The organism is Paenibacillus sp. YAE3 (genome assembly GCF_057546105.1).
Genome location: NZ_BAAIYF010000009.1, coordinates 263,866 through 282,933, shown reverse-complemented (window position 1 = coordinate 282,933; position 19,068 = coordinate 263,866). Strand labels below are relative to the sequence as shown.

The window sequence follows — 19,068 nt, the reverse complement described above, 5'->3', positions numbered from 1 at the left end:
TATCCAATTACTTCCTTATTACATCTATATTTAACGATACAAATCCCAAATTTCCGTTCTGGTTTCGGTGGTCAAATTATGTACTACCTTATGACTTGCTGGCGGGTGATCTAGTTGGCCCTGGCCCATTTTTTCCCCTCTCTACTTGAATTACTTAAAATAAAATATTTGCGCTTGTGCAGTTAGCCGATGCGGATGTGTCCGCTAAATCCACCCTCTGCCGATCGCTTCTCCCGGACCGAGGGGCGGCGAAAGCCGACCCAAAGCTGAATACTTTGTTATGTGAAGTTCCTTGACTTCATCGAATTGCTAAAGCAATTCTTTAAACTGTTCTCTATTTGCATTTGATAATGCCTTCTTAAATAATTCCATATCATATCCATATGTCATTAATGCATTCAAAATTGCATCTATTCGATCTTGTCTATTTCTTCTAATGTTTGATTCCAATTGAATCTCTAAAGGAACTACCGGTATTTCATGGTTCTCGAATTTAACATACTTCATTAATTCCCAAATATATTTACCGCCTTCCCATATTCCTTCCCCTGTATCCGAATCGGGTATTCCAGCTGAATTTGATATTTGAACCACTTCCACAGTGAAATCCTGAATTTTCCATTTTCCTTTAGTCCAAGTGAAGCCAGAAGAAAATGATTGAGTAAAGAATGGTTCTTCATTTGAGGATAGCCATCCAACATCAGAATAAGAAAGATCAGATTTAGTCTTTAAGTTGAATGCCTTTAGGAGTTGAGCAATATCTTTAACATCTTCAATCTTCCGAACATAAATATCTAAATCATTTGGTATCATGATTGCTTTCTGCAATACAGATCCAACGGATCCGACGACAATCCATTGATTTGTTAGTTTGGATTCAGAGTAGAGATCGCAGAAAGTCTTTAGGGCTTGCTTCCAAGTCATAAAATTTAGACTCCTTTCTATTTCGCCCTTCATAGGAATTTCACATAACGTCGCTGTATTCACGAACCGAGAGGCTTAAGGCGCGTATGCACCGGGTCCAACGGACTTAGGCCTCGCGTGCATGATCTTCTCTGAAAATCCTCCGGCGGACCAAGGCAGTTTGTCCCCCCAGCGTAGATCGCTCTTATCTTGGGCTGGATCGTTTGTTGTCTGAGCTTCTTCCATGATTATACAACTGACCCCCAAGGAGCGAAAGCCCGATGACGCCAATCGGAATGCTGGCCATGTCCGGGGAAAATAAATTCCGTACCCATGATTTTATTCCGCTGCTCAGGATACCGATAATCATAAGTGCAAAGGTTCAGGGAGATTGCTTCATTCCAACTTCGATCCGGTTTTGGAAGAATGCTGGAATGAAAGACCCGCCGATAAACAAAAAAAGAGCCCCACACAAGTTGTCCAAACTCATGTGAGGCCTCTCTTCTACTTCATGTTTCCAACGACTTTCACTCTCAGTCTCGTCGCATTTCCCGGATGATAAGCCAGCGGGGTTTCTTCCACTTCCACGAGTTCCACCGTAGCCGGATCAGCGCCGGCCAGCACCGCTTGCTTCTCGGCTTTTTCACGCGCATCTCTTAATGATTCCTCGCGCGGCTCCGTAGAATAGATGTAAATTTGCTCATATTGTCCGCTGATTTGGGCAATACACGCGCCAATGGCGTTGGCTACGCCCCCGTTCTCAGGCTTAATCATACGGGATACCCCGCGAATAGTGTCCGGTATAACGACACTGCCGCCGCCTACCAAAACAAGCTCAACGTCTCCCGACGATGTCTTCATTTTATCAATGGCCTGCTCTATGATGGTTGCAATTTCAGCTTGCACTTTTTTAGCGAAGTCTTCATCCAGATGCGCCACCAAGCTCTTATCCCCGACATCCGCGAGACCCAGCCGAACGGCAATGTCTGTCGTAGTCAGCGTATTCCCGCCAAAAACCAGCGCTTCTTGTCCAATCTTGTACCCTACGCTGTCAGGGCCAACCGTAATTTTGCCGTTCTCCGAGCGCACAATGCTTCCGCCGCCCAGCCCGACGGAGATAATATCCGGCATGCGGAAATTCGTGCGGATATCGCCAACCTCGACCGCAACCGAGGATTCTCTCGGGAAGCCGTCCTGCAATACCCCGATGTCCGATGTCGTCCCGCCTACGTCGAGAACCATCGTATTCTTGATCTTCGCTAAATAGGAAGCCCCGCGAATACTGTTCGTCGGCCCGCAGGCAATGGTCAGGATCGGAAACTGTTTGGCATAATCAATCGACATCAAGGTTCCGTCATTTTGGCATAAAAACACGGCTGCGTCCGAGATGCCCTCTTCTTCCAACGCCTGAACAAAGCCCTCGGTCGTCGTTTTAATCACTTTGCACAATGCCGCATTGAGGATGGTCGCATTTTCCCGTTCGATCAAACCGACCGAACCGATCAATGAAGAACAGGAAACAGGAAATTCCGCTCCGTACATTTGATGGATGAGATCGCGAACTTGGAACTCCTGGTCATTTTTAAGGGATGAAAATACGCCGATGACCGCAATGGATTCAATACTACCGCGCCACTCTTCCAGAAGAGCCGTAATTTCGGTCTCATCGACTTCACCAAGCACTTGGCCGTCGTATTCATATCCGCCGTGGACGAGAGCGTATTTACCCGACAGCTTCTCCACCATATCCTCAGGCCAGGACGTATACGGGGCCACGGAAGCCGTTGCCGGGTAACCCAGACGAATGACGCCGACTTGGGCCAGCTTTTTACGCTCCACAATCGCATTCGTGCACTGTGTCGTACCTAACATGGCATGCGTAATTTGGGTTTTATCGATGTCCGCTTCCTGCAGCAACCTCCGGAGAGAGGTTTCGATGCCCGTTTTAATATCCAAGCTTGTCGGTGATTTCACCGCATGGATCAACTGGTGATTCTCATCCAAAATGATGGCATCCGTATTGGTGCCGCCCACATCGATCCCGATTCTATACATTTTCAGCCACCGCCTTTTTTACCAGTTCCTCGATCGGAACATAATCGTAATCATATCCGAAGTATCTTGGACCTGCCGTCTCGATTCCTTTTTCCGTTCTCCACTTTTCATGGGCCGGCAGCCCGATCACCCGTACGCGTTTCCCGTATTTCAGGCTCTCCGTGGTCACGGGCAACAGGGTTTCATAATCGACCAGACAGATCAAATCGGGAGTGATCGCGGCCACTTGACCATTCCGTTCGGCAACCAGGTTTTCATTTTGAAAATGAACCTTCATCTCCCCGGCTTTAAACGCTTCGATGCCTTCGAGATGCATCCGGCCGAGATTAAATCCGCCCTTGGTCTCCCGGATGACATCCACGATTTTACCTTGGAAAAGTTCATAGCCGGACACGAGTTTCAGCAGTTCTTGCAGCTTATCCTTGGCATCCCGGTTTTTCGATATAATGATTGCGCCAATCTGTTCGGACAGGGTCACGATATGGTGAACGCCGCTTTGCTTGATTTGAGCACCCGTTGCAGGATACAAGCTGACTAAGGCACTGGCCCCCATTTCGACCGTGGACACTCTGGCGAGCCGTTCTGTCCATTTATTATCAATGGTCTCAAAGATGCCGATGTTCCCTTTTTCATCCGTAATCGCCATCGGCGTCGCCGGAATGCCGTCCAGGTTAAACGTCACCATTTGCAGCTCCGGGAACGCCCGTCCCATACCGTCGCAGTCGATCAATGGCAATCCCAGCTGCGCCGCAACGACGATGGGAATCATGGAGTTGACGCCCCCCGCTTCCATCGGAAACGTGCCGGCGATCTGTTCTTTTCCCAAATAATTCGCTAATTTTTGGAACACCTTCACAAACTCGTCCCCTTTAGGGAACTTCTCCACCAATACGGAAGGCGCCCCCATCATCGCGGCCGGAATGAAAAAGTCCTCATCCTGAATCTCGTCGACCGAGTATAGTTTTACAGGACCATATTTATCAATGGCCGAAAGAGCCATCAATTTGCCGATATAAGGGTCTCCCCCTCCGCCGGTTCCCAGAAATGCCGCGCCGACGGCGATGTTTTCAACAGCTGCTTGATCTATATATCTCATTTACGTTTCCTCCAATATGACAGTCTTCTGAGCCGATAAACGATAACCGACATAATACATGACAAAAGAAATCACAATCCCGGCCAGCGGCTGATTCGGTACCTGCGGCAAGCTCGGGAAAAAGGACAACACGACAGGAGCACAAGCAATGACCGCGCCCGCAAGCCATGAGACAACGCCCAAAGCATTCACGCCTTCGACCTCCTGCCAGCGGCTCTTATCCCCTTTGCCAAGCACCCAGTACGAAGCGATCATCACGCCCGCCACCGGCGGAATCATAGCCGACAGGATGGACATGATCGGAGTAAAATAGTTGAGTATGCCGATGACAGCCAATACGGTCCCGATGGTTCCCGCAATGCCGATGGCCCACTTTTCCTTCTCCTTCGAAACGTTGAACACGTTGATTAAGGCAAAACCGCCTGAAATAACATTCACAAGGTTCGTCTTCCAGGTAGCCAGGATCAAAATCACACCGCCAATAAACGGCGTCGTGATGCTCAAAAAAGTGGCTGTAATATCGCTAGCCCGGTAAGCGATCGTCAGGACGGCTCCTGCACCGATCATCAGCAAACCCGCCGGAATAATTCCGAAAAGAGCAGCTTTCAGCACATCGGACCGTTTTCTCGAAAATTGCGAATAATCTCCCGCGATGACCGCTCCCAGCGCAAATGAACCCAGGGTTACCGCGAGTCCGTCCGTAAAGCTCATCACCGCCGCAGGTTTATAATTCTTGATGATCTGCAGGGAGTCTCCGGTCAAAGCTTCGATCAGACCAAACACGCTGATCCCGATCAATAAAGGAACGGCAATATAACTGATCACCCGCAGCACTTTAATGCCGTACATGGCTGAAGCTACCATCACGAGACCGCAGATGAGAGATGCCAGCGGCACCGGAAGGTGCATGCCGATCTCGGCCAGCAAGTTGGCCAGGGCTGCCCCGCACACATTCGCCTGGATCCCGAACCATCCGAGGCACGCAATGGCGAGGATGATCGAAAGAATCGTCCGAGATCCTTTTTTGCCAAACACTTGACCTGCGACCTGAACGGTCGGCCTTCCTAAATCCGTGCTTTGAATCCCCTGCAAAATCATGAGCAGCACAATGATGGCGTAGCCTGCCAACGTGACGAGCAATGCCTTTGATAACCCCATTCCTGCAACAAGCGCATTCCCTACCAACAAACTCGGGATGCTGATGACTGCACCAGCCCAGATGATCCCCAGACTGAACCAGGATTGATATTCTTTGGCGGATTTCATATGACCCCTCCTCACGTTTGTTCGTTCGAATCATTTTTCTCATTGTATAAGATGAAGCAGGGCAGCGTCTTTTTCAGAAAATAAAAAAAATCCCGAAGTTTTTGTCTGATTCGACAAAACCTCGGGACTTTTTAGTTATGAATAAGACGATAGACCATACAGGCGGTGTAAACATCGTACGATTCCGAATTGACGGTGACGTCATATCCGATGAGCTCGCTAATTTTTTTGATGCGGTATTTCACCGTATTTTTGTGGACGAACAAAAGCTTGCTGCATTCATCCATATTTCCCTTCGCATCCAGAAGAAAAGTCATCAGGGTTTTCAAAGCATCCGGGTCGTCCATGATCGGCTCCATGACGGACAAGCATTCCTCCGTAACCTCTTCCCCTTGCTTGCTGAGGTCTATGGCCCGTTTCATGGAACGGACTTCAGCCGCGGTATACAGTTTACGGTGATAATAGATGCGGTGAACCTCTTTTTCTACGCCGTTAACGAGTTGATACATCCGCCGTACGTCCTGCGTGTTCCGCATTCTCGGGGAATACACGACGCTAGAAATTTCAGCGACGAGACCCGTCGTTTCGATATATTCGGCTGCGATTTCATATTCATTGTATTTATAGGAGCAATTCCCCAGCAAAACGACAACGCAGTGATCGATCGTTTGAATGACCGCGGTTTTATAATATTGCGAAAGATGCGCTTTTAAGTCTTCCCTTATCCTTCTTTCCTCCGACAAATCCCGAATGTAAACGAGCCACATCATTTGGATGGCGGAAACGTCGATATGAAGCAAATGAGCCAGTCTTCGCATTTTTTCGCTTTCGTCGTTTACGATCGCTTTGACCAAAGCGTATTCGCTGACCTCGTTATGCTTGTCTCCCCACAAATTGATGGCCACCTGCACCACCTCGCTGATTTGATCCATCGTCTTCGGAGGCAGCTTCGCATTCTCTTTAATGAGAAACAGGTAAAGGATTTCCCCGTTTTTTTGATGAACACGTTTGTATTCAACAAAGCAGGATGAATTCAGTTCTCCTTCTCCCGTTCCGCCGTTCAAGATGGAAGGCGCCATGGACCGAATAAGACTCGCCACATCAAGCGATGAATTCCGCGGCCACATGACCCGGTTGATGATATCCAGGTTGCTGTTGGTCAGCACGATGTTCGCTTTCATCCGGTCTGACAGCAGTTTAAGGGTAATTTCCACGCTCCGCAAATGTTCCGGCAACAGTGAGACCTTTTCCAGCGATTCATTTACGAAATGCTCATTCACATTCTGATTGCTGACGATCGCCTCCATGACTTCATAAATGACTTCATTATACCTAAGAGTGTAGTCGTTTCTCGGCATGCAGATGATAATAAAATTCAGGGATTCGGCCAGCTCGACCACTTCATCGGCGATATCCGGCATCACAATGCCGACATAGTACAAAATCAATCCCACTTCGCCCAGGTCATGCAGATATTGAACCGTTTTGCACTGCTGCTCCACGCTGTCCTTAATGGAATAAAAAGAGCTGATGACCAGCTCTTCGGCATACCACTCTTCCTGAACGGTTTGAATGATTTGCGAAAAGAAATTGACATCTGCCACCTCTAAAACAGATAAAGAGGAAACGGTCTGATGAAGCCTGCTTGCTCCGGTGACAGTTGAGTCCGTATAATTGTGTAAAATGAATATCTCCTAAAAAATACTAGGAGCCATGTTCAAACATCCTCGGTTAGAATGAAGTTGACTAGACCACATTCCACAAGAGAGGAGAATTTGAAATGGCTCAATACCAGATTACCGTAGATTCACAACTTTTGCAGCAACTATTTTTGGGAAATTCTCAGGACACAGGGGTAGCTAAGTTGCTGGAATCGGTATTAAACCAAATTCTTCAAGCACAGGTGACGGAACAAATAGGAGCAGAACACTACGAAAGAACCGAAGAACGACAAGGATATCGCAACGGATCCTATCCCCATCAACTCACAACACGAGTAGGGACCCTCACCCTGCGGGTCCCTCGCATCCGTGGCGGCAAATTCTCCACGGAGTTGTTTGCCCGGTACCAGCGAAGTGAACAGGCATTAGTGCTGGCCCTCATGGAGATGGTCGTAAACGGGGTATCTACCCGAAAAGTTGCCCAAATTACCGAAGAACTATGCGGGACGAACTTTTCCAAGTCGACCGTCTCGGATCTGTGCAAGCGTCTCGATCCGGTCGTGACAGCGTGGAATAACCGCCCGCTCTCCGATAGCCGCTTTCCGTTCGTGTTGGTGGACGCTCTTTACCTCAAAGTTCGTGAAGACGGCCGCGTACGCTCGCGCGGTGTCATGATCGGTATCGGCGTCAATACGGACGGTTACCGGGAAGTGATGGGCCTTATGTTGGGCGATACCGAGTCCGAAGGGAGCTGGAGCGAGTTCTTTAACTGGCTCAAAAGCCGTGGCCTGCGTGGAGTCGACCTGATCGTCTCCGATGACCATGGCGGCTTGGTTCGCGCCGTTCGTCAGCATTTTCAAGGCGTAACGTGGCAGCGGTGCCAAACGCATTTCATCCGAAATGTGTTGGATGCTGCGCCGAAAGCGCTGAAAGAGGAGATTCATGGTCGCGTACGTACTATCCTGGATGCACCGGATGCGAAGATGGCCCGCCTCTTGCTGCAGCAAACCATAGCCGACTACGAAGACAAAGCTCCAAAAGCGATGGCTGTGTTGGAGTCCGGATTTGACGACGTTACAGCAGTGTTGGCGCTGCCTGAGAAGTACCGCAAGCGACTGCGTACAACCAACAGCGTTGAACGCTTGAATGAAGAAGTTCGTCGGCGGGAACGCGTGATTCGTATTTTCCCAAACCGCGAATCCGTCGTTCGGTTAATCGGTGCGTTGCTGATGGAACTTGACGAAAAGTGGGCTAGCGGCAAGAAATATCTCGACATGACCGAGTACTTGGAATGGCGCGAATCTCAAGCGACAAAGACCACGTCGAAGGTTACACGTATCGGGTAAAGGGGCTTTACATGGAGTGGCGGGCATGATAGGCTGTTCTGCCTTGGCGATTTAACGTCAGGACATATCGCCCAATCGCCAGTCATCATGCCTGCGGAGGCTCCATGTCAAGCCCCGGCTCGACACTTCTGAACCGAGGAAATTTACACAATATTTTGGACTTGATCCCGGTGACCACCTGAGCCCCTCTAAATGAAGGCAGCTGCAGTAAATCCTTAACGGTTACCCCAATTTAACCACCACTTTTTTGTTCGATTCAAGCTGCATTAGATAGGCTTTATTAATATTAGTATAACCCTCGTTAGGATAAGCAACCAAGTAAGTTCCATAATGTTCTTCCCTGTTAAGGATTTCTTATTACGAACCCAAATTCACGACAAAACCCAGTCTTAGATAGCTCTTATCTTAGGCCGGGTCGTTTATTGTCTGAGCGTTCTTCCATGATTATACATCTGACAACCAAGGGGTGGTAGTCCAGAAGGGTGAGTACATTGTTACGCGCAGTCTCTGTCTTCAAAACATCACTTGATCAAGATTCCAACTCTATTTTTTACTTTGGTATAAAAACTCAACTTCACCATCCAGCAAATATCGATATTCCAATAATTGCATTGTTCTTTCCCTTATTCTCTCCTTTATATCCGTGGCTAGACTTACAGGTCCTCGTGATCCAAGATATCCATTATAAATAAATGTCTCCTCTACAAATTTTGTCTCCTTTAAGTGATACTGTAACCATTCTTTCTGCGATTCAATGAGTGCTTCTCTTGGTTCTCTATCCAACTTCGAAAGAAGCTTCTTATATATTTGATTCAACTCTTTATCCCAAATCTCTGTATATTTGCCTTCCAACGCCCCCCATCCCAATGTTGTATTAATCTCTTTGGAATTTATTAATTCATTTAATTCGACTTCATAATCATGATCTATAGGATTTCGAAGCATTTCATCATAAAATTCTCCTTTCAATTCATAGTTCCCAATGCTCATGGTTAACACTTTATTGTTAGAAGAATCTGATCGACCTTCAGTTATTTCTTTCGATTCATTTCCATTACCTGTACTCACTACATCAGGAGGCAGTTCAGAATTCGTTATTGATTTAGTCTCGCTGTGCAAGGTAGTCGATTGACTACTATTTTGACAAGATGAAAACACTATCGTAATAAAAAATAATAAGAGTATCTTACCTTTCATAAATGATCTCCTTAAATATTATCTACCGGTAATGGCGCATAACGTTCAGGCATTCACGACGTTAAGAGATTTGGGAATCTAAATAAGATAATTCTGATTTTTTTAATATTAATTATGATCGATAAAATACAATTGATAGAAGTAAGCCCCATCCAAATAAATATTGAATACGACATCCACACCCATACCATTAAATAATTATTGTTTAATAAATAAGGAAAAATCATTACCAATACCAAAAGCATAATGCTTAAGATTAGTGCGATACTACTACCTGTCATTTTTCTGAATCTTGTCTTTTCATCTTTAATATTTAGTTCTATTCCTCTAAAGAATTTAATTACTTGGGCACATAAGATAACGACGGCTATTATTATTAAGAATGAAAATACCAAATCAATGAATAGATACACGTCCTCATAATTAAATTTATTCATGTGATTTCCATTCATATTCTCATAAATGTTATTAGCAATTTGCGATGGTGCAGTTGAATTCAAATTAGCCAAAACAAATATGGCCTGCTGCTTTTCTAAATCAATAAGAACCTGTGAGGAGTAATTAGGATTAGATCCATTATGACTAACAACTCTATTTTTCGTATCAATACTCCATCCGAATGAATAGTATTGATTTTCATCTTCGTATCCCGCCGTTTTGATGTCGACTTGATGAGATTGTTGTATCGCTTTCAATAAATGATCTGGTATGTCGCCTATCCCCATTTGGGCATTAATCCAGCGTTCTAAATCTTTTGTATTCGTTACCAAATAACCTGCAGCGATATTCCCATAATATCTAGGGGCATCATATTCTAAACTTCTTCCAAAAAAAACACGATAACCTTTGGTAAGTTTATCAGTTTTCTTTTCTTGACCTGTTGAAAAATAACTATCAGTCATCCCTAAAGGAACCAGTATGTTTTCAGTTATGTAATCCTGATAACGTTTGCCTGTAACTTTTTCAATAATCATCGCTAAAATATCATAATTAACTGTAGCATAATTATATGCTGTCCCAGGATACGTATCTAATGCAATGTCTGACACATTATGTATCGTTTTTTCAAGCATATCCTCCGTGGTACCTTCAGGAATTAACCGAATACTCCACGGTGGAATTCCACTTGTATGAGCTAACAACTGATGAATCGTAATATTAACTTTCTTACCCTTAATAGTTGGCTCAAACGATGGAATATAATCTGCAGTAGAATCTGAAAGAGATAAGTACCCCTCATTTTCTAATAGAATAACCGCCAAAGCCGTAAATGCCTTTGTAGTCGATCCCAACTCAAATAATGACTCTTCAGTTACCATCTTCTTATTATTAACATCTGCATATCCGTAATTTTTATATATTGTCTTGCCATGCTCTGATACTACCATAGCCACCCCTGGAGTCGCTGATTTGGCCATTATGGTTTCCACCATATTATCCGTATTATCATAATTCCCTGTCCTTATCAAACTTCCAAGTTCATCCCAACACGCTATAGTAGTAATGATTGTGATAAGTAGAATGACACATACTGTTGATGTGCCTGTTTTACTTAGCATTTTCTTCATTGTGGTTCTCCCTATTGTAAGTCTTCTAAAAAATAATGAACCAAACTATATCATTAAACACCATCCATAAATACCTACTTTGTGCCGTTATGGCATAGAGAGAAACATGTTCTTAAAGCCATTTAATTCTTTGCGCTGATTTCCGATTACGTTCTTGTATTCACGAACGAACCCAAGAGCCTTAAGGCGACATAGTCGCCGGCTGCGCTTGAGCAGTTAGACAGGATTGTCCGCCTGGGTTCACTTCCTCGAAACCGCTTGGGACGGACCAAGAGACGACGCCAGCCTATGTTAGCTGATGCCAGTGACATCTAGAGCTGCGTCCACATCTTCTTGATTAAAAATTTAAACCATCCTTGATATAAGGAATAAAAATATAGTTATGATCTATATAAATCAGGTAGTAAAGATAGCTTGCAATAATTATATGAACCAAAAAAAGATAGTAATAAACTCGCGGCTTTCTATAGAATAAATACAATAAAATCAGATTTACTATAATTCCGGCACAAATCCCTATGTATCTACTATAGATATTTATATTTAATATATGAGCTGCAGAGACTTGTTTGGTTTTTAAAGCCCATTCGAACGTAATTTTATCAGCTATTAAATAAAAAGAAATTGAATATATAAAAATCAAAAAAACTGTTAGAAGTACAATTAAAGCTGCTTTTATTATTTTCAATTTACCTTTCCTTCCTTGTATTGTTTAGATCGAATTCCCACAGTTGCTGCTAACGTTATTGTATCTTCGAACCCGAGAGGCTTAATGGAGCGCACGCGACCGGGTCCGGCGGACTTAGCCTCGCAGAGTTATCTGCCTGATTCAATTCACTGATATTCCTCGGTCAGATCAAAAGGGCTTGCCCCCGAAGCGGTGATATTTTGTTATAAGATGTCAATGCCTTCTCTGACTAACCCCAAAACATTCCTCTTTCATCTATCTACGATTTCCAATTGTTTTTCAAAGCTTTCATTCGGTTTAAAATCATCCACATATGCCATTTTCCCTTGCTATCTTTCCAATAAATCTTCCACTGATCGCCTCGAAATGCTGGTCGCTCCTCAATTAATGTCACATTGTTTCCTCTAATTTTGTAACTGATTTTAATTTGGTTTTGTAGATGTTTTGGTATTTTATCCTTTGTATAATTATCCATAATTCTACTTATTCTTGTTTTCGTAAATTCATCCATGAGATTACTCCTCCTGGCTTGAATTTAGATACTTTGGCGTTATTATCACGTGTTTCTAATATCGAATGCATTGATTTCTTATCACGTTACCACATCTATGACGCGACCCGGCTTTAGATAGCTTTTATCTTAGGCCGGGTCGTTTGTTGTCTGAATTTGCCCCTATGAGCTTCTTCTGACCAAGGGGCGAATGCCCCGCAACATAGATGCATTGTGAAGTGATATTACTGCCTTCTCTGTATTTACATTCCATATACGGTTTAGATAAATACATTTGTTTCCTGTTATTTCCTATGTATTCTAGTTATTTATAGTATTTTAATGATATTTCATCATGTTTTATATGTTATAATTTTCCAGTACAATATACGGCTATAAGGGCGGTCGGCTAATCTCCCAGAAGGGAGGTGATGCCCATGGAGGTCAAAGATGCTCTTTCCTTAATGTTCATGTTCGGCATGTTCATTTTGGCATTGCTCACCTACATGAAAAAGAAATAGACCGCCCTGGCTAGGATAACGGTCTATTTCCGACCCATCTTACGTGGCCGACTGCTCTTTATGCAGTTATTGTGCTTTGGAGTCGTGTTCCCGCACGGCTCCTTACTTATTCTTACCTCAGTATAACTCATTTTATAACGGTTTTATAGGTTTTGTTGATTATTTTTATCTATATAAGTCCGTAATGTTGTCTGCAGTAATTTCACTTGACGGTTCCGTGTCTACGAAACGACCCAGCCTTAGATCGCTCTTATCTTAGGCTCGGTCGTTTGTTGTCTAAGCTTCATCCATGATGATACATCTGGACAACAAGGGGCGATAGCTCCGTAGCGTGAATAAGCTGTTAAGCAATGCAACCTTGTGTTATTTTCATAGTTCTTTAAGAATTAATTCGTCAATTTTACTTGCTATCATACCAGCGCCCTTATTAATATTACCGATGATATGTGCATGTATCTTACTCTTTGCATAAATGGATGATTGCATAATTACCCCTGGGTCACTACCCATTACAAAGTATTTAAAGATAGTATCATCAACCATCAATATCCAAACACCGTATCCATAATAAATCTGGCCGTCCTCTTGAATATGAGGAGTCAATAAAATTTTAGTGTATTCTTGAGACAACAATCGATAATTAAACAATGCATCCCAGAATCTACTCATATCATATACTGTCGTAAATGCACCTCCATCCGGTCCACCTTTGATCGGAAGTGAATAGATATTAGTCTTCCAAGTTTGATCCCCATCAATGTACCCGATAGCCGTTCGCTCAGGTAGTTGATCCAATCTAAAATAACCTGAATCTAACATCCCTGAGCGTTGAAATATATTCTTATCAACGTATTCTGAGAATTCAATCCCTGTTATTTGCTCCACAACTAAACCTAGTAGAATAAAACCTGCATTATTGTAAGAGAATCTTTCTCCTGGAGAAAATTTCATTTGGACATTCTGAAACAGAGGCAAAAAATCTTTAGGTGATTGCATAGAATACATCGAATATTTCTTCCATAATTCTTCAAAATCACCCATTGAATCTTCATCAAAGTAATCTGGAATACCTGAACTATGGGTTAATAAATGATGTATTGTAATTTCAGGATCAAAATACGGAAAGGAAAAATTCAAACAATCTTTTAAATATGAATCAAATGATAGTACCCCATCTTGAACAAGCTGACATATAGCAACTGAAGTGAAAACTTTGCAACCAGATGCAATTCCAAATCTGGTGTTTAAACCGTTTGGTATTCGTTCAGAACGATTTGCATATCCATAACCTCGTTCAAAGATCTCTCCCGTGTCTCGGACTAAAACTGCACCTGAGAAAGGTAGGAGTTTATTGTGATCCTTAATAATTCCTTCTATAGATGTTAAAAGACTCATTTTAGCATAACACTTCCTTTCTGTTCTCCTAGTGGTTTCGCCTAACATTCTTGTATTCACGAACCGGAGAGGCTTAAAGGAGCGTAGCGACGGAATCGAAGACTTAGGCTCACAGGTGGTGATCGCCTGATTTCGCTCCCCAGATTCTTATCTTCTGGCGATCCATGGGCCAAATGGTTTGAAGCGGCGTGAATATGCTGTTATCAGATGTCAGGGGCTTCTTGAACTACTTGCACAGTAACTTAATTCATTTTTAACTCGTTTGTCTTATACCAATTATCTTCTTCTATATAACTTAATATAGTTGACCGATCTTTTTCTTGGAATGTATCAAAATGATTTATTTTTCTTAAAGTGTCTGCCGAAATTTGATGAAGAAATACATCATTATTTTGGTCTATCACATATGCTAGCATTTTTTGTTCCTCAATATTATTTAATCCTTGATAATTGAACTTATAGAGAAATATTGAATTTATTGATGAGGAAATTGATGTGGGTGCATTTGTTGTAATCACAATCCAATTTTTTATTTCTTCTATTTCAGATTCCTCAAAATATACATTTATTAACTCAGGTTGGACTCTTACAGAATTGGTTCGATAAATACTGATCTCTACTGATTTCAATGAATTGTTGTTATAACTAAAAATAGTATTATGATTCTGATCAATTTTTGTATGATTAACACCGGAGCAACTGCATAGGAGAGAAATCAATAATAAGGAGGAGATGATTTTCTTCAAATAGATCTACCATCTTTCTATATGTTTTTAAATGCACTTCCCTGGTTTCTGATAACCGCATCTATGACGCGACCCGGCCTTAGATAGCTCTTATCTTAGGCCGGGTCGTTTTGTTGTTGAGCGTTCTTCCATTATTATACATCTGACAACCAAGGGGCGATAGCCCCGAAGCGTGAATACATTGTTATGCGCCGTTGTTGTCTTCGAACCATCACTTAAAATCTTTGATCGAGATGCCAACTCTATTTTTTACTTTGGTATAAAAACTCGACTTCACCATCCAGCAAATATCGATATTCAAATAATTGCATTGTTCTCTCTCTAATTCTCTCCCGTATAACCGTGCCCAGGCTTACCGATCCTTGTGATCCAAGGTAACCATGATTAATAAATGTCTTCTCTACAAATTTGGTTTCCTTTAAGTGATACTGCAACCATGCTTTCTGCGATTCAATTAGTGCTTCTCTTGGTTCTTTATCCAATTTAGAAAGAAGCTTTTTATATATTTGATTCAACTCTTTATCCCAAATCTCCGTATATTTGCTCTCCAACGCCCCCCATCCCAATGTTGTAATAATCTCTTTGGAATTTTGAAATTCATTAAGTTCCACTTCATAAATCCCTGCATATTTCTTCCATATATTCCTACTTGGCCTGAAGAAACGATTAAATCCGCTTCACTCGGCACAATCGTTAGGTGTGTATTCTCCCATTGGCAAAACAATACCAGGGGTGTTTTTTCCAATTACTTTCGAATCGTTCTCTTCATTATTAACAATCGCTAATATTTGATGATTCTCCCACCTTCCATTAATCTTGACATTCTCTATTGCTATTCCTTCTTTATGAAACCCTGCTTTTTCCAGCACTTTGATGGAAGGTATATTATGAGGCATAACTCCAGCTTCAATTCGATGTAACTTCAATTCATTAAATCCATAGTCTACAGCTAATTTGACGGCCTTTGTCATGTATCCCTTCCCATTATGCTTACGGTCTAAGGAATACCCAATCCAACAACTCTGATAGTTACCTCTTGCAACCTCAGATAGTGTAACATTCCCAATCAGTTGCTTACTGTCTGTCAGAAATATACCAAAAGAATAAGCTGAGTCCTGCTTAGCTAGTAAAACATACTTTTCAATTCGCTCAATTTGTCCATCAATTGTATAAAACTTTTCATCTTTTAGAGGTCCATAGAGTTGGAAAAAGTCTCTATTTTCAACCTCTAACTTAAGACAATCCTCCGCATCTGATAATTCCAATTGCCTAATAAATATTTCTTGCGTTTTCTCCATGTTCTTTCCTCCTTCTGAAAATAAAAAAACCACAGGAAAATCCCTGTGGTGGTTTTTAGTAACATGTTTTAATAATTTCCACAGGAAACGACCTGTGGTTTTTATCCCACTACTTTAATTAGAGATTCTAACCAAAGGATTTAAGTCGTTATTTCTGAAATTAGACAGACTTCTCCCATGATTAGCAAACACAAAAAAAATGGCGGTTGAGTACCCTACACCTTTAGATAAAGAATTCAATGATCTTTTTTTCATTATGGTACCCCTCCTTTGTCTTACTCAAGGAAAACTATAACACCATATTCAAACGTTTTCAATCTTTGCATCCATCCGAATCCAATAAAACGATATTGGGTTGGTTAAAGGAACCACCGGGTCATCCTTCACCCGAAACATTTCTAAAAGTAATAGAACGACTCGAATACATACGTGGAATAGAAGGTAAAAATGATTCATTTGCATCGCAATCGCCTATTACAACTATCCCGTTTAGGTTCAAGATATGAGCCTTATGCATAGTTAAAAGGACACCACTGCAGCCGGAGTACATAACAACTGCTGCACAATCACAGTTTGGATCCGCGTTGGGGCTAAAGAATTGCATGTACGAAATTGGAGTCAAAATGGATCTGGTTATGTCCGCCGGAAATGAAATAATGCCAGGTAATTTGGTAGATGCCACAGCTTTTATTACGACGGGAGAGAACGGAAATGGTGTCCCTATCTCTAATCAGGACCTCAAAAATATGCGGGCATTAAAGGTTCTAAACTCAGAAGGTGATTGTCTGTCTTTTTCCGAATAATCTATAGTTCTCGACGCTAATACTTTTGATTCTAATATAGCTCATAATCAAACGTCTCCTTTTTAATTCGTTCTGTCGTATAACGTTCCCGTATTCACGACGTCTCACCGACTTAAGCGACCAATGGGAGCGGCCTCGATGCGGTTAGTCGGTGCGGATATGTCCGCTGTTTATGCTTACCTGCCGATCGCTTCTCGCGGACCGAGGTATCGTCAGGCACCGATGCGTGAATATATGTTATATGAAGTTGCTGCCTTCTTGATTCTGCTATAATTCTATTTATTCCTATCATATATGTAATTCATAAAGTCATCATGTAAATGACTTCTGTCTTTAATCGACTCTCTCGTCTCCTTATCAATTAGATCTAACTCATATTTTAATCCATCATCATATCCATCAATCAATTCCATTATTCTATAGATGGTTTCATCTAGTATTTCTAACTGTAATGTTTTGAATAGTTTCCTTTTAGATTGTGAATTAAGACTTTCACCAAGTAACTTATATTCGACTTTATCCAAGCTAATTAAAGCAATTTCTGAATATGATTCTCTTATCGAAAATAATCTTTCAATAAAATTATTACGTTTATCATCTAAGAGTGACATAGCGATCTCCTTTAATTTAATGTTTAATAATAGCTATTGCAGTAATTTCATATAACGTTGTTGTGTTCCTGACGTCGCTTCCCCTTAGATAGCTCTTATCTTAGGGGAATTGATGTGTCTGCCTGAATCTGCTTCCTTGAAATCCTTCAGGCAGACCGAGCGGCGATAGACGCGAAGCTGGAACACAGTATTATAAGATGTTGGGGCCATCCCTGAATTCGCTTACACTTTATTGTATTGACTTTACGTACTTTTCAATTTGTTTTTTATGGTGTTTATCGTGGGGAATAAATCCTCTTAAATATCCCCTAATCGAAAACTTCTTTCTGTCTCCGTCTTTATATTCCTTTATATAATCTTCCTCTGGTAATCCGGTGATATCATCAATGATCTTGTTTCTGTATTCAAAGAATTGGTTAATGATAGAATCTCTTGTTTGAGTCTTTGCATATTCCCTTGCATTAGCGTTGAATTCATCAAAGTTCAAATGCCTTACAGTCACGGATTGACCAAGCTTGATCTTCTCTATACCTTCCTCATAAAAATATTTGTCCCAAAGCATGATATGACTTATAACATCTTTCAATGACCATTTCCCTTCTGAAATGGGACTATTCCAATGTTCCTCATCTATAGTCTTTAACTCTTGTACAAAGTCAATAAAGGTTTTGAATTCTTCTACCATTTCCAAAGAGGTCTTCAGGTCTTCGCCATGTATATTACTCCTTTGAGTTGTTTTTTATATCCTTTGCCCCAATTTCTTATAACGTTACCGTATCCACGGTCCCGACTTAAGCGACCAACTGCCGCGATGCGGTTAGTCGGTGCGGATGTGTCCGCCTGATTCCACTTCCCTGCCTATCCCCCTTCGGGCGGACCGAGGAGCCGTCAGGCTCCGATACTGGATATGATGTTATAAGATGTTGGCGCCATCTTCGAACATTCTAATATCAGCAGTTATACTTTTCTATTTTTGATGAACTTATAATCTCTATAAATTCCATTTATAAAAAGTAAGAGAAGTGCTACTAGTGCAAAGGTCGATGTAAATACCATTAGCCATAATATTGCACCACCCATTATTAGTAGCGATAGAAATGCACCAATATATAAATTTATAACTATTAAAGGATAATTCAGACTTACCAAAAAAGTAATCTTACGAATATAAAATAATAAAAATACTACATAGCCAATCAGGATAGGAGAACATATTATTGAATATTTAAATGCTTCAGTTCTCTTTGGTATTTCATTCTCATTAAAAAAGCCCTTATTATCAGCGTATGGTACAATAACATAAAATATATAAATCAAAATAATCAATGATACAAATAATGCTATTAGATTTATTTTATGTTTTTTTATTTCTCTTATAAATCCGCTTTGCAAATTAATATTTTCACCCTCTTCCTGTGCTTACT

17 protein-coding genes and 2 pseudogenes are annotated in these 19,068 nt (G+C 41.9%); 4 read left to right on the top strand and 15 right to left on the bottom strand.

What is annotated here, in order from left to right:
* Positions 1-309 precede the first annotated feature (309 nt).
* Complete coding sequence (locus AC27KL_RS19175; RefSeq protein ID WP_487170689.1) at positions 310-924, bottom strand: nucleotidyltransferase family protein; 615 nt, start codon at positions 922-924, stop codon at positions 310-312.
* Between the two features lie 260 nt (positions 925-1,184).
* Between AC27KL_RS19175 and AC27KL_RS19170 the strand changes: the two genes are divergently transcribed.
* A complete protein-coding gene (locus AC27KL_RS19170) occupies positions 1,185-1,397 on the top strand; it encodes a hypothetical protein (protein WP_487170688.1) in 213 nt (70 codons plus the stop codon).
* A 10-nt stretch (positions 1,398-1,407) separates the two neighbouring features.
* Here AC27KL_RS19170 and AC27KL_RS19165 read toward each other — a convergent pair whose 3' ends face one another.
* The 4 genes from AC27KL_RS19165 to AC27KL_RS19150 form a co-directional block, all read right to left on the bottom strand.
* Entirely contained in the window at positions 1,408-2,958 is a 1,551-nt protein-coding gene (locus AC27KL_RS19165) for a hydantoinase/oxoprolinase family protein (protein WP_487170687.1), read from the bottom strand.
* A complete protein-coding gene (locus AC27KL_RS19160) occupies positions 2,951-4,054 on the bottom strand; it encodes an S-methyl thiohydantoin desulfurase family protein (protein ID WP_487170686.1) in 1,104 nt (367 codons plus the stop codon). The genes AC27KL_RS19165 and AC27KL_RS19160 overlap by 8 nt, the downstream gene beginning before the upstream one ends.
* On the bottom strand, positions 4,055-5,320 hold the full coding sequence (locus tag AC27KL_RS19155) for a cytosine permease (protein ID WP_487170685.1): 1,266 nt from the start codon (positions 5,318-5,320) through the stop codon (positions 4,055-4,057).
* 131 nt (positions 5,321-5,451) lie between these two features.
* On the bottom strand, positions 5,452-6,924 hold the full coding sequence (locus AC27KL_RS19150) for a PucR family transcriptional regulator (protein WP_487170684.1): 1,473 nt from the start codon (positions 6,922-6,924) through the stop codon (positions 5,452-5,454).
* 176 nt (positions 6,925-7,100) lie between these two features.
* On the opposite strand from AC27KL_RS19150, the gene AC27KL_RS19145 reads away from it, so the two are divergent.
* Positions 7,101-8,327 (top strand): IS256 family transposase, encoded by a 1,227-nt coding sequence (locus AC27KL_RS19145; protein WP_474325210.1) that lies wholly within the window; start codon positions 7,101-7,103, stop codon positions 8,325-8,327.
* A gap of 543 nt (positions 8,328-8,870) precedes the next feature.
* Here the strand turns inward: AC27KL_RS19145 and AC27KL_RS19140 are convergent.
* The 3 genes from AC27KL_RS19140 to AC27KL_RS19130 form a co-directional block, all read right to left on the bottom strand.
* Positions 8,871-9,524 (bottom strand): lysozyme inhibitor LprI family protein, encoded by a 654-nt coding sequence (locus AC27KL_RS19140; RefSeq protein WP_487170683.1) that lies wholly within the window; start codon positions 9,522-9,524, stop codon positions 8,871-8,873.
* 53 nt (positions 9,525-9,577) lie between these two features.
* On the bottom strand, positions 9,578-11,092 hold the full coding sequence (locus AC27KL_RS19135; RefSeq protein ID WP_487170682.1) for a serine hydrolase domain-containing protein: 1,515 nt from the start codon (positions 11,090-11,092) through the stop codon (positions 9,578-9,580).
* A gap of 947 nt (positions 11,093-12,039) precedes the next feature.
* On the bottom strand, positions 12,040-12,291 hold the full coding sequence (locus AC27KL_RS19130) for a DUF3024 domain-containing protein (protein ID WP_487170681.1): 252 nt from the start codon (positions 12,289-12,291) through the stop codon (positions 12,040-12,042).
* Positions 12,292-12,707: 416 nt separating this feature from the next.
* Here AC27KL_RS19130 and AC27KL_RS19125 point away from each other — a divergent pair, with 416 nt between their 5' ends.
* A complete protein-coding gene (locus tag AC27KL_RS19125) occupies positions 12,708-12,791 on the top strand; it encodes a putative holin-like toxin (protein ID WP_220687457.1) in 84 nt (27 codons plus the stop codon).
* A 369-nt stretch (positions 12,792-13,160) separates the two neighbouring features.
* Here AC27KL_RS19125 and AC27KL_RS19120 read toward each other — a convergent pair whose 3' ends face one another.
* The 4 genes and pseudogenes from AC27KL_RS19120 to AC27KL_RS19105 all read right to left on the bottom strand — a co-directional run bounded on the left by AC27KL_RS19120 (position 13,161) and on the right by AC27KL_RS19105 (position 16,230).
* Entirely contained in the window at positions 13,161-14,186 is a 1,026-nt protein-coding gene (locus AC27KL_RS19120; RefSeq protein WP_487170680.1) for a serine hydrolase domain-containing protein, read from the bottom strand.
* Between the two features lie 242 nt (positions 14,187-14,428).
* Positions 14,429-14,932, bottom strand: a complete 504-nt coding sequence (locus AC27KL_RS19115) for a hypothetical protein (RefSeq protein ID WP_487170679.1) — start codon at positions 14,930-14,932, stop codon at positions 14,429-14,431.
* A gap of 242 nt (positions 14,933-15,174) precedes the next feature.
* Positions 15,175-15,549: pseudogene (locus tag AC27KL_RS19110) on the bottom strand (lysozyme inhibitor LprI family protein); the annotation flags it as partial.
* A 60-nt stretch (positions 15,550-15,609) separates the two neighbouring features.
* Positions 15,610-16,230, bottom strand: a complete 621-nt coding sequence (locus AC27KL_RS19105) for a GNAT family N-acetyltransferase (protein ID WP_487170678.1) — start codon at positions 16,228-16,230, stop codon at positions 15,610-15,612.
* A 317-nt stretch (positions 16,231-16,547) separates the two neighbouring features.
* Between AC27KL_RS19105 and AC27KL_RS19100 the strand changes: the two are divergent.
* A pseudogene (locus AC27KL_RS19100) lies at positions 16,548-16,746 on the top strand (hypothetical protein); the annotation flags it as partial.
* Between the two features lie 562 nt (positions 16,747-17,308).
* On the opposite strand, the gene AC27KL_RS19095 reads toward AC27KL_RS19100, so the two are convergent.
* From AC27KL_RS19095 to AC27KL_RS19085, 3 genes are all read right to left on the bottom strand, one after another.
* Complete coding sequence (locus tag AC27KL_RS19095; RefSeq protein ID WP_487170677.1) at positions 17,309-17,644, bottom strand: hypothetical protein; 336 nt, start codon at positions 17,642-17,644, stop codon at positions 17,309-17,311.
* A 229-nt stretch (positions 17,645-17,873) separates the two neighbouring features.
* Positions 17,874-18,329 (bottom strand): DinB family protein, encoded by a 456-nt coding sequence (locus AC27KL_RS19090; protein WP_487170708.1) that lies wholly within the window; start codon positions 18,327-18,329, stop codon positions 17,874-17,876.
* A 272-nt stretch (positions 18,330-18,601) separates the two neighbouring features.
* Complete coding sequence (locus AC27KL_RS19085; RefSeq protein WP_487170676.1) at positions 18,602-19,036, bottom strand: hypothetical protein; 435 nt, start codon at positions 19,034-19,036, stop codon at positions 18,602-18,604.
* Positions 19,037-19,068 lie beyond the last annotated feature (32 nt).

Bases quoted from the DNA above. Each gene is read 5' to 3' on its own strand.
- AC27KL_RS19090 (WP_487170708.1), bottom strand. From the start codon at position 18,329: ATGGTAGAAGAATTCAAAACCTTTATTGACTTTGTACAAGAGTTAAAG.
- AC27KL_RS19135 (WP_487170682.1), bottom strand. From the start codon at position 11,092: ATGAAGAAAATGCTAAGTAAAACAGGCACATCAACAGTATGTGTCATT.
- AC27KL_RS19155 (WP_487170685.1), bottom strand. From the start codon at position 5,320: ATGAAATCCGCCAAAGAATATCAATCCTGGTTCAGTCTGGGGATCATC.
- AC27KL_RS19165 (WP_487170687.1), bottom strand. From the start codon at position 2,958: ATGTATAGAATCGGGATCGATGTGGGCGGCACCAATACGGATGCCATC.
- AC27KL_RS19170 (WP_487170688.1), top strand. From the start codon at position 1,185: ATGACGCCAATCGGAATGCTGGCCATGTCCGGGGAAAATAAATTCCGT.
- AC27KL_RS19130 (WP_487170681.1), bottom strand. From the start codon at position 12,291: ATGGATGAATTTACGAAAACAAGAATAAGTAGAATTATGGATAATTAT.
- AC27KL_RS19120 (WP_487170680.1), bottom strand. From the start codon at position 14,186: ATGAGTCTTTTAACATCTATAGAAGGAATTATTAAGGATCACAATAAA.
- AC27KL_RS19140 (WP_487170683.1), bottom strand. From the start codon at position 9,524: ATGAAAGGTAAGATACTCTTATTATTTTTTATTACGATAGTGTTTTCA.
- AC27KL_RS19105 (WP_487170678.1), bottom strand. From the start codon at position 16,230: ATGGAGAAAACGCAAGAAATATTTATTAGGCAATTGGAATTATCAGAT.
- AC27KL_RS19125 (WP_220687457.1), top strand. From the start codon at position 12,708: ATGGAGGTCAAAGATGCTCTTTCCTTAATGTTCATGTTCGGCATGTTC.
- AC27KL_RS19145 (WP_474325210.1), top strand. From the start codon at position 7,101: ATGGCTCAATACCAGATTACCGTAGATTCACAACTTTTGCAGCAACTA.
- AC27KL_RS19175 (WP_487170689.1), bottom strand. From the start codon at position 924: ATGACTTGGAAGCAAGCCCTAAAGACTTTCTGCGATCTCTACTCTGAA.
- AC27KL_RS19095 (WP_487170677.1), bottom strand. From the start codon at position 17,644: ATGTCACTCTTAGATGATAAACGTAATAATTTTATTGAAAGATTATTT.
- AC27KL_RS19160 (WP_487170686.1), bottom strand. From the start codon at position 4,054: ATGAGATATATAGATCAAGCAGCTGTTGAAAACATCGCCGTCGGCGCG.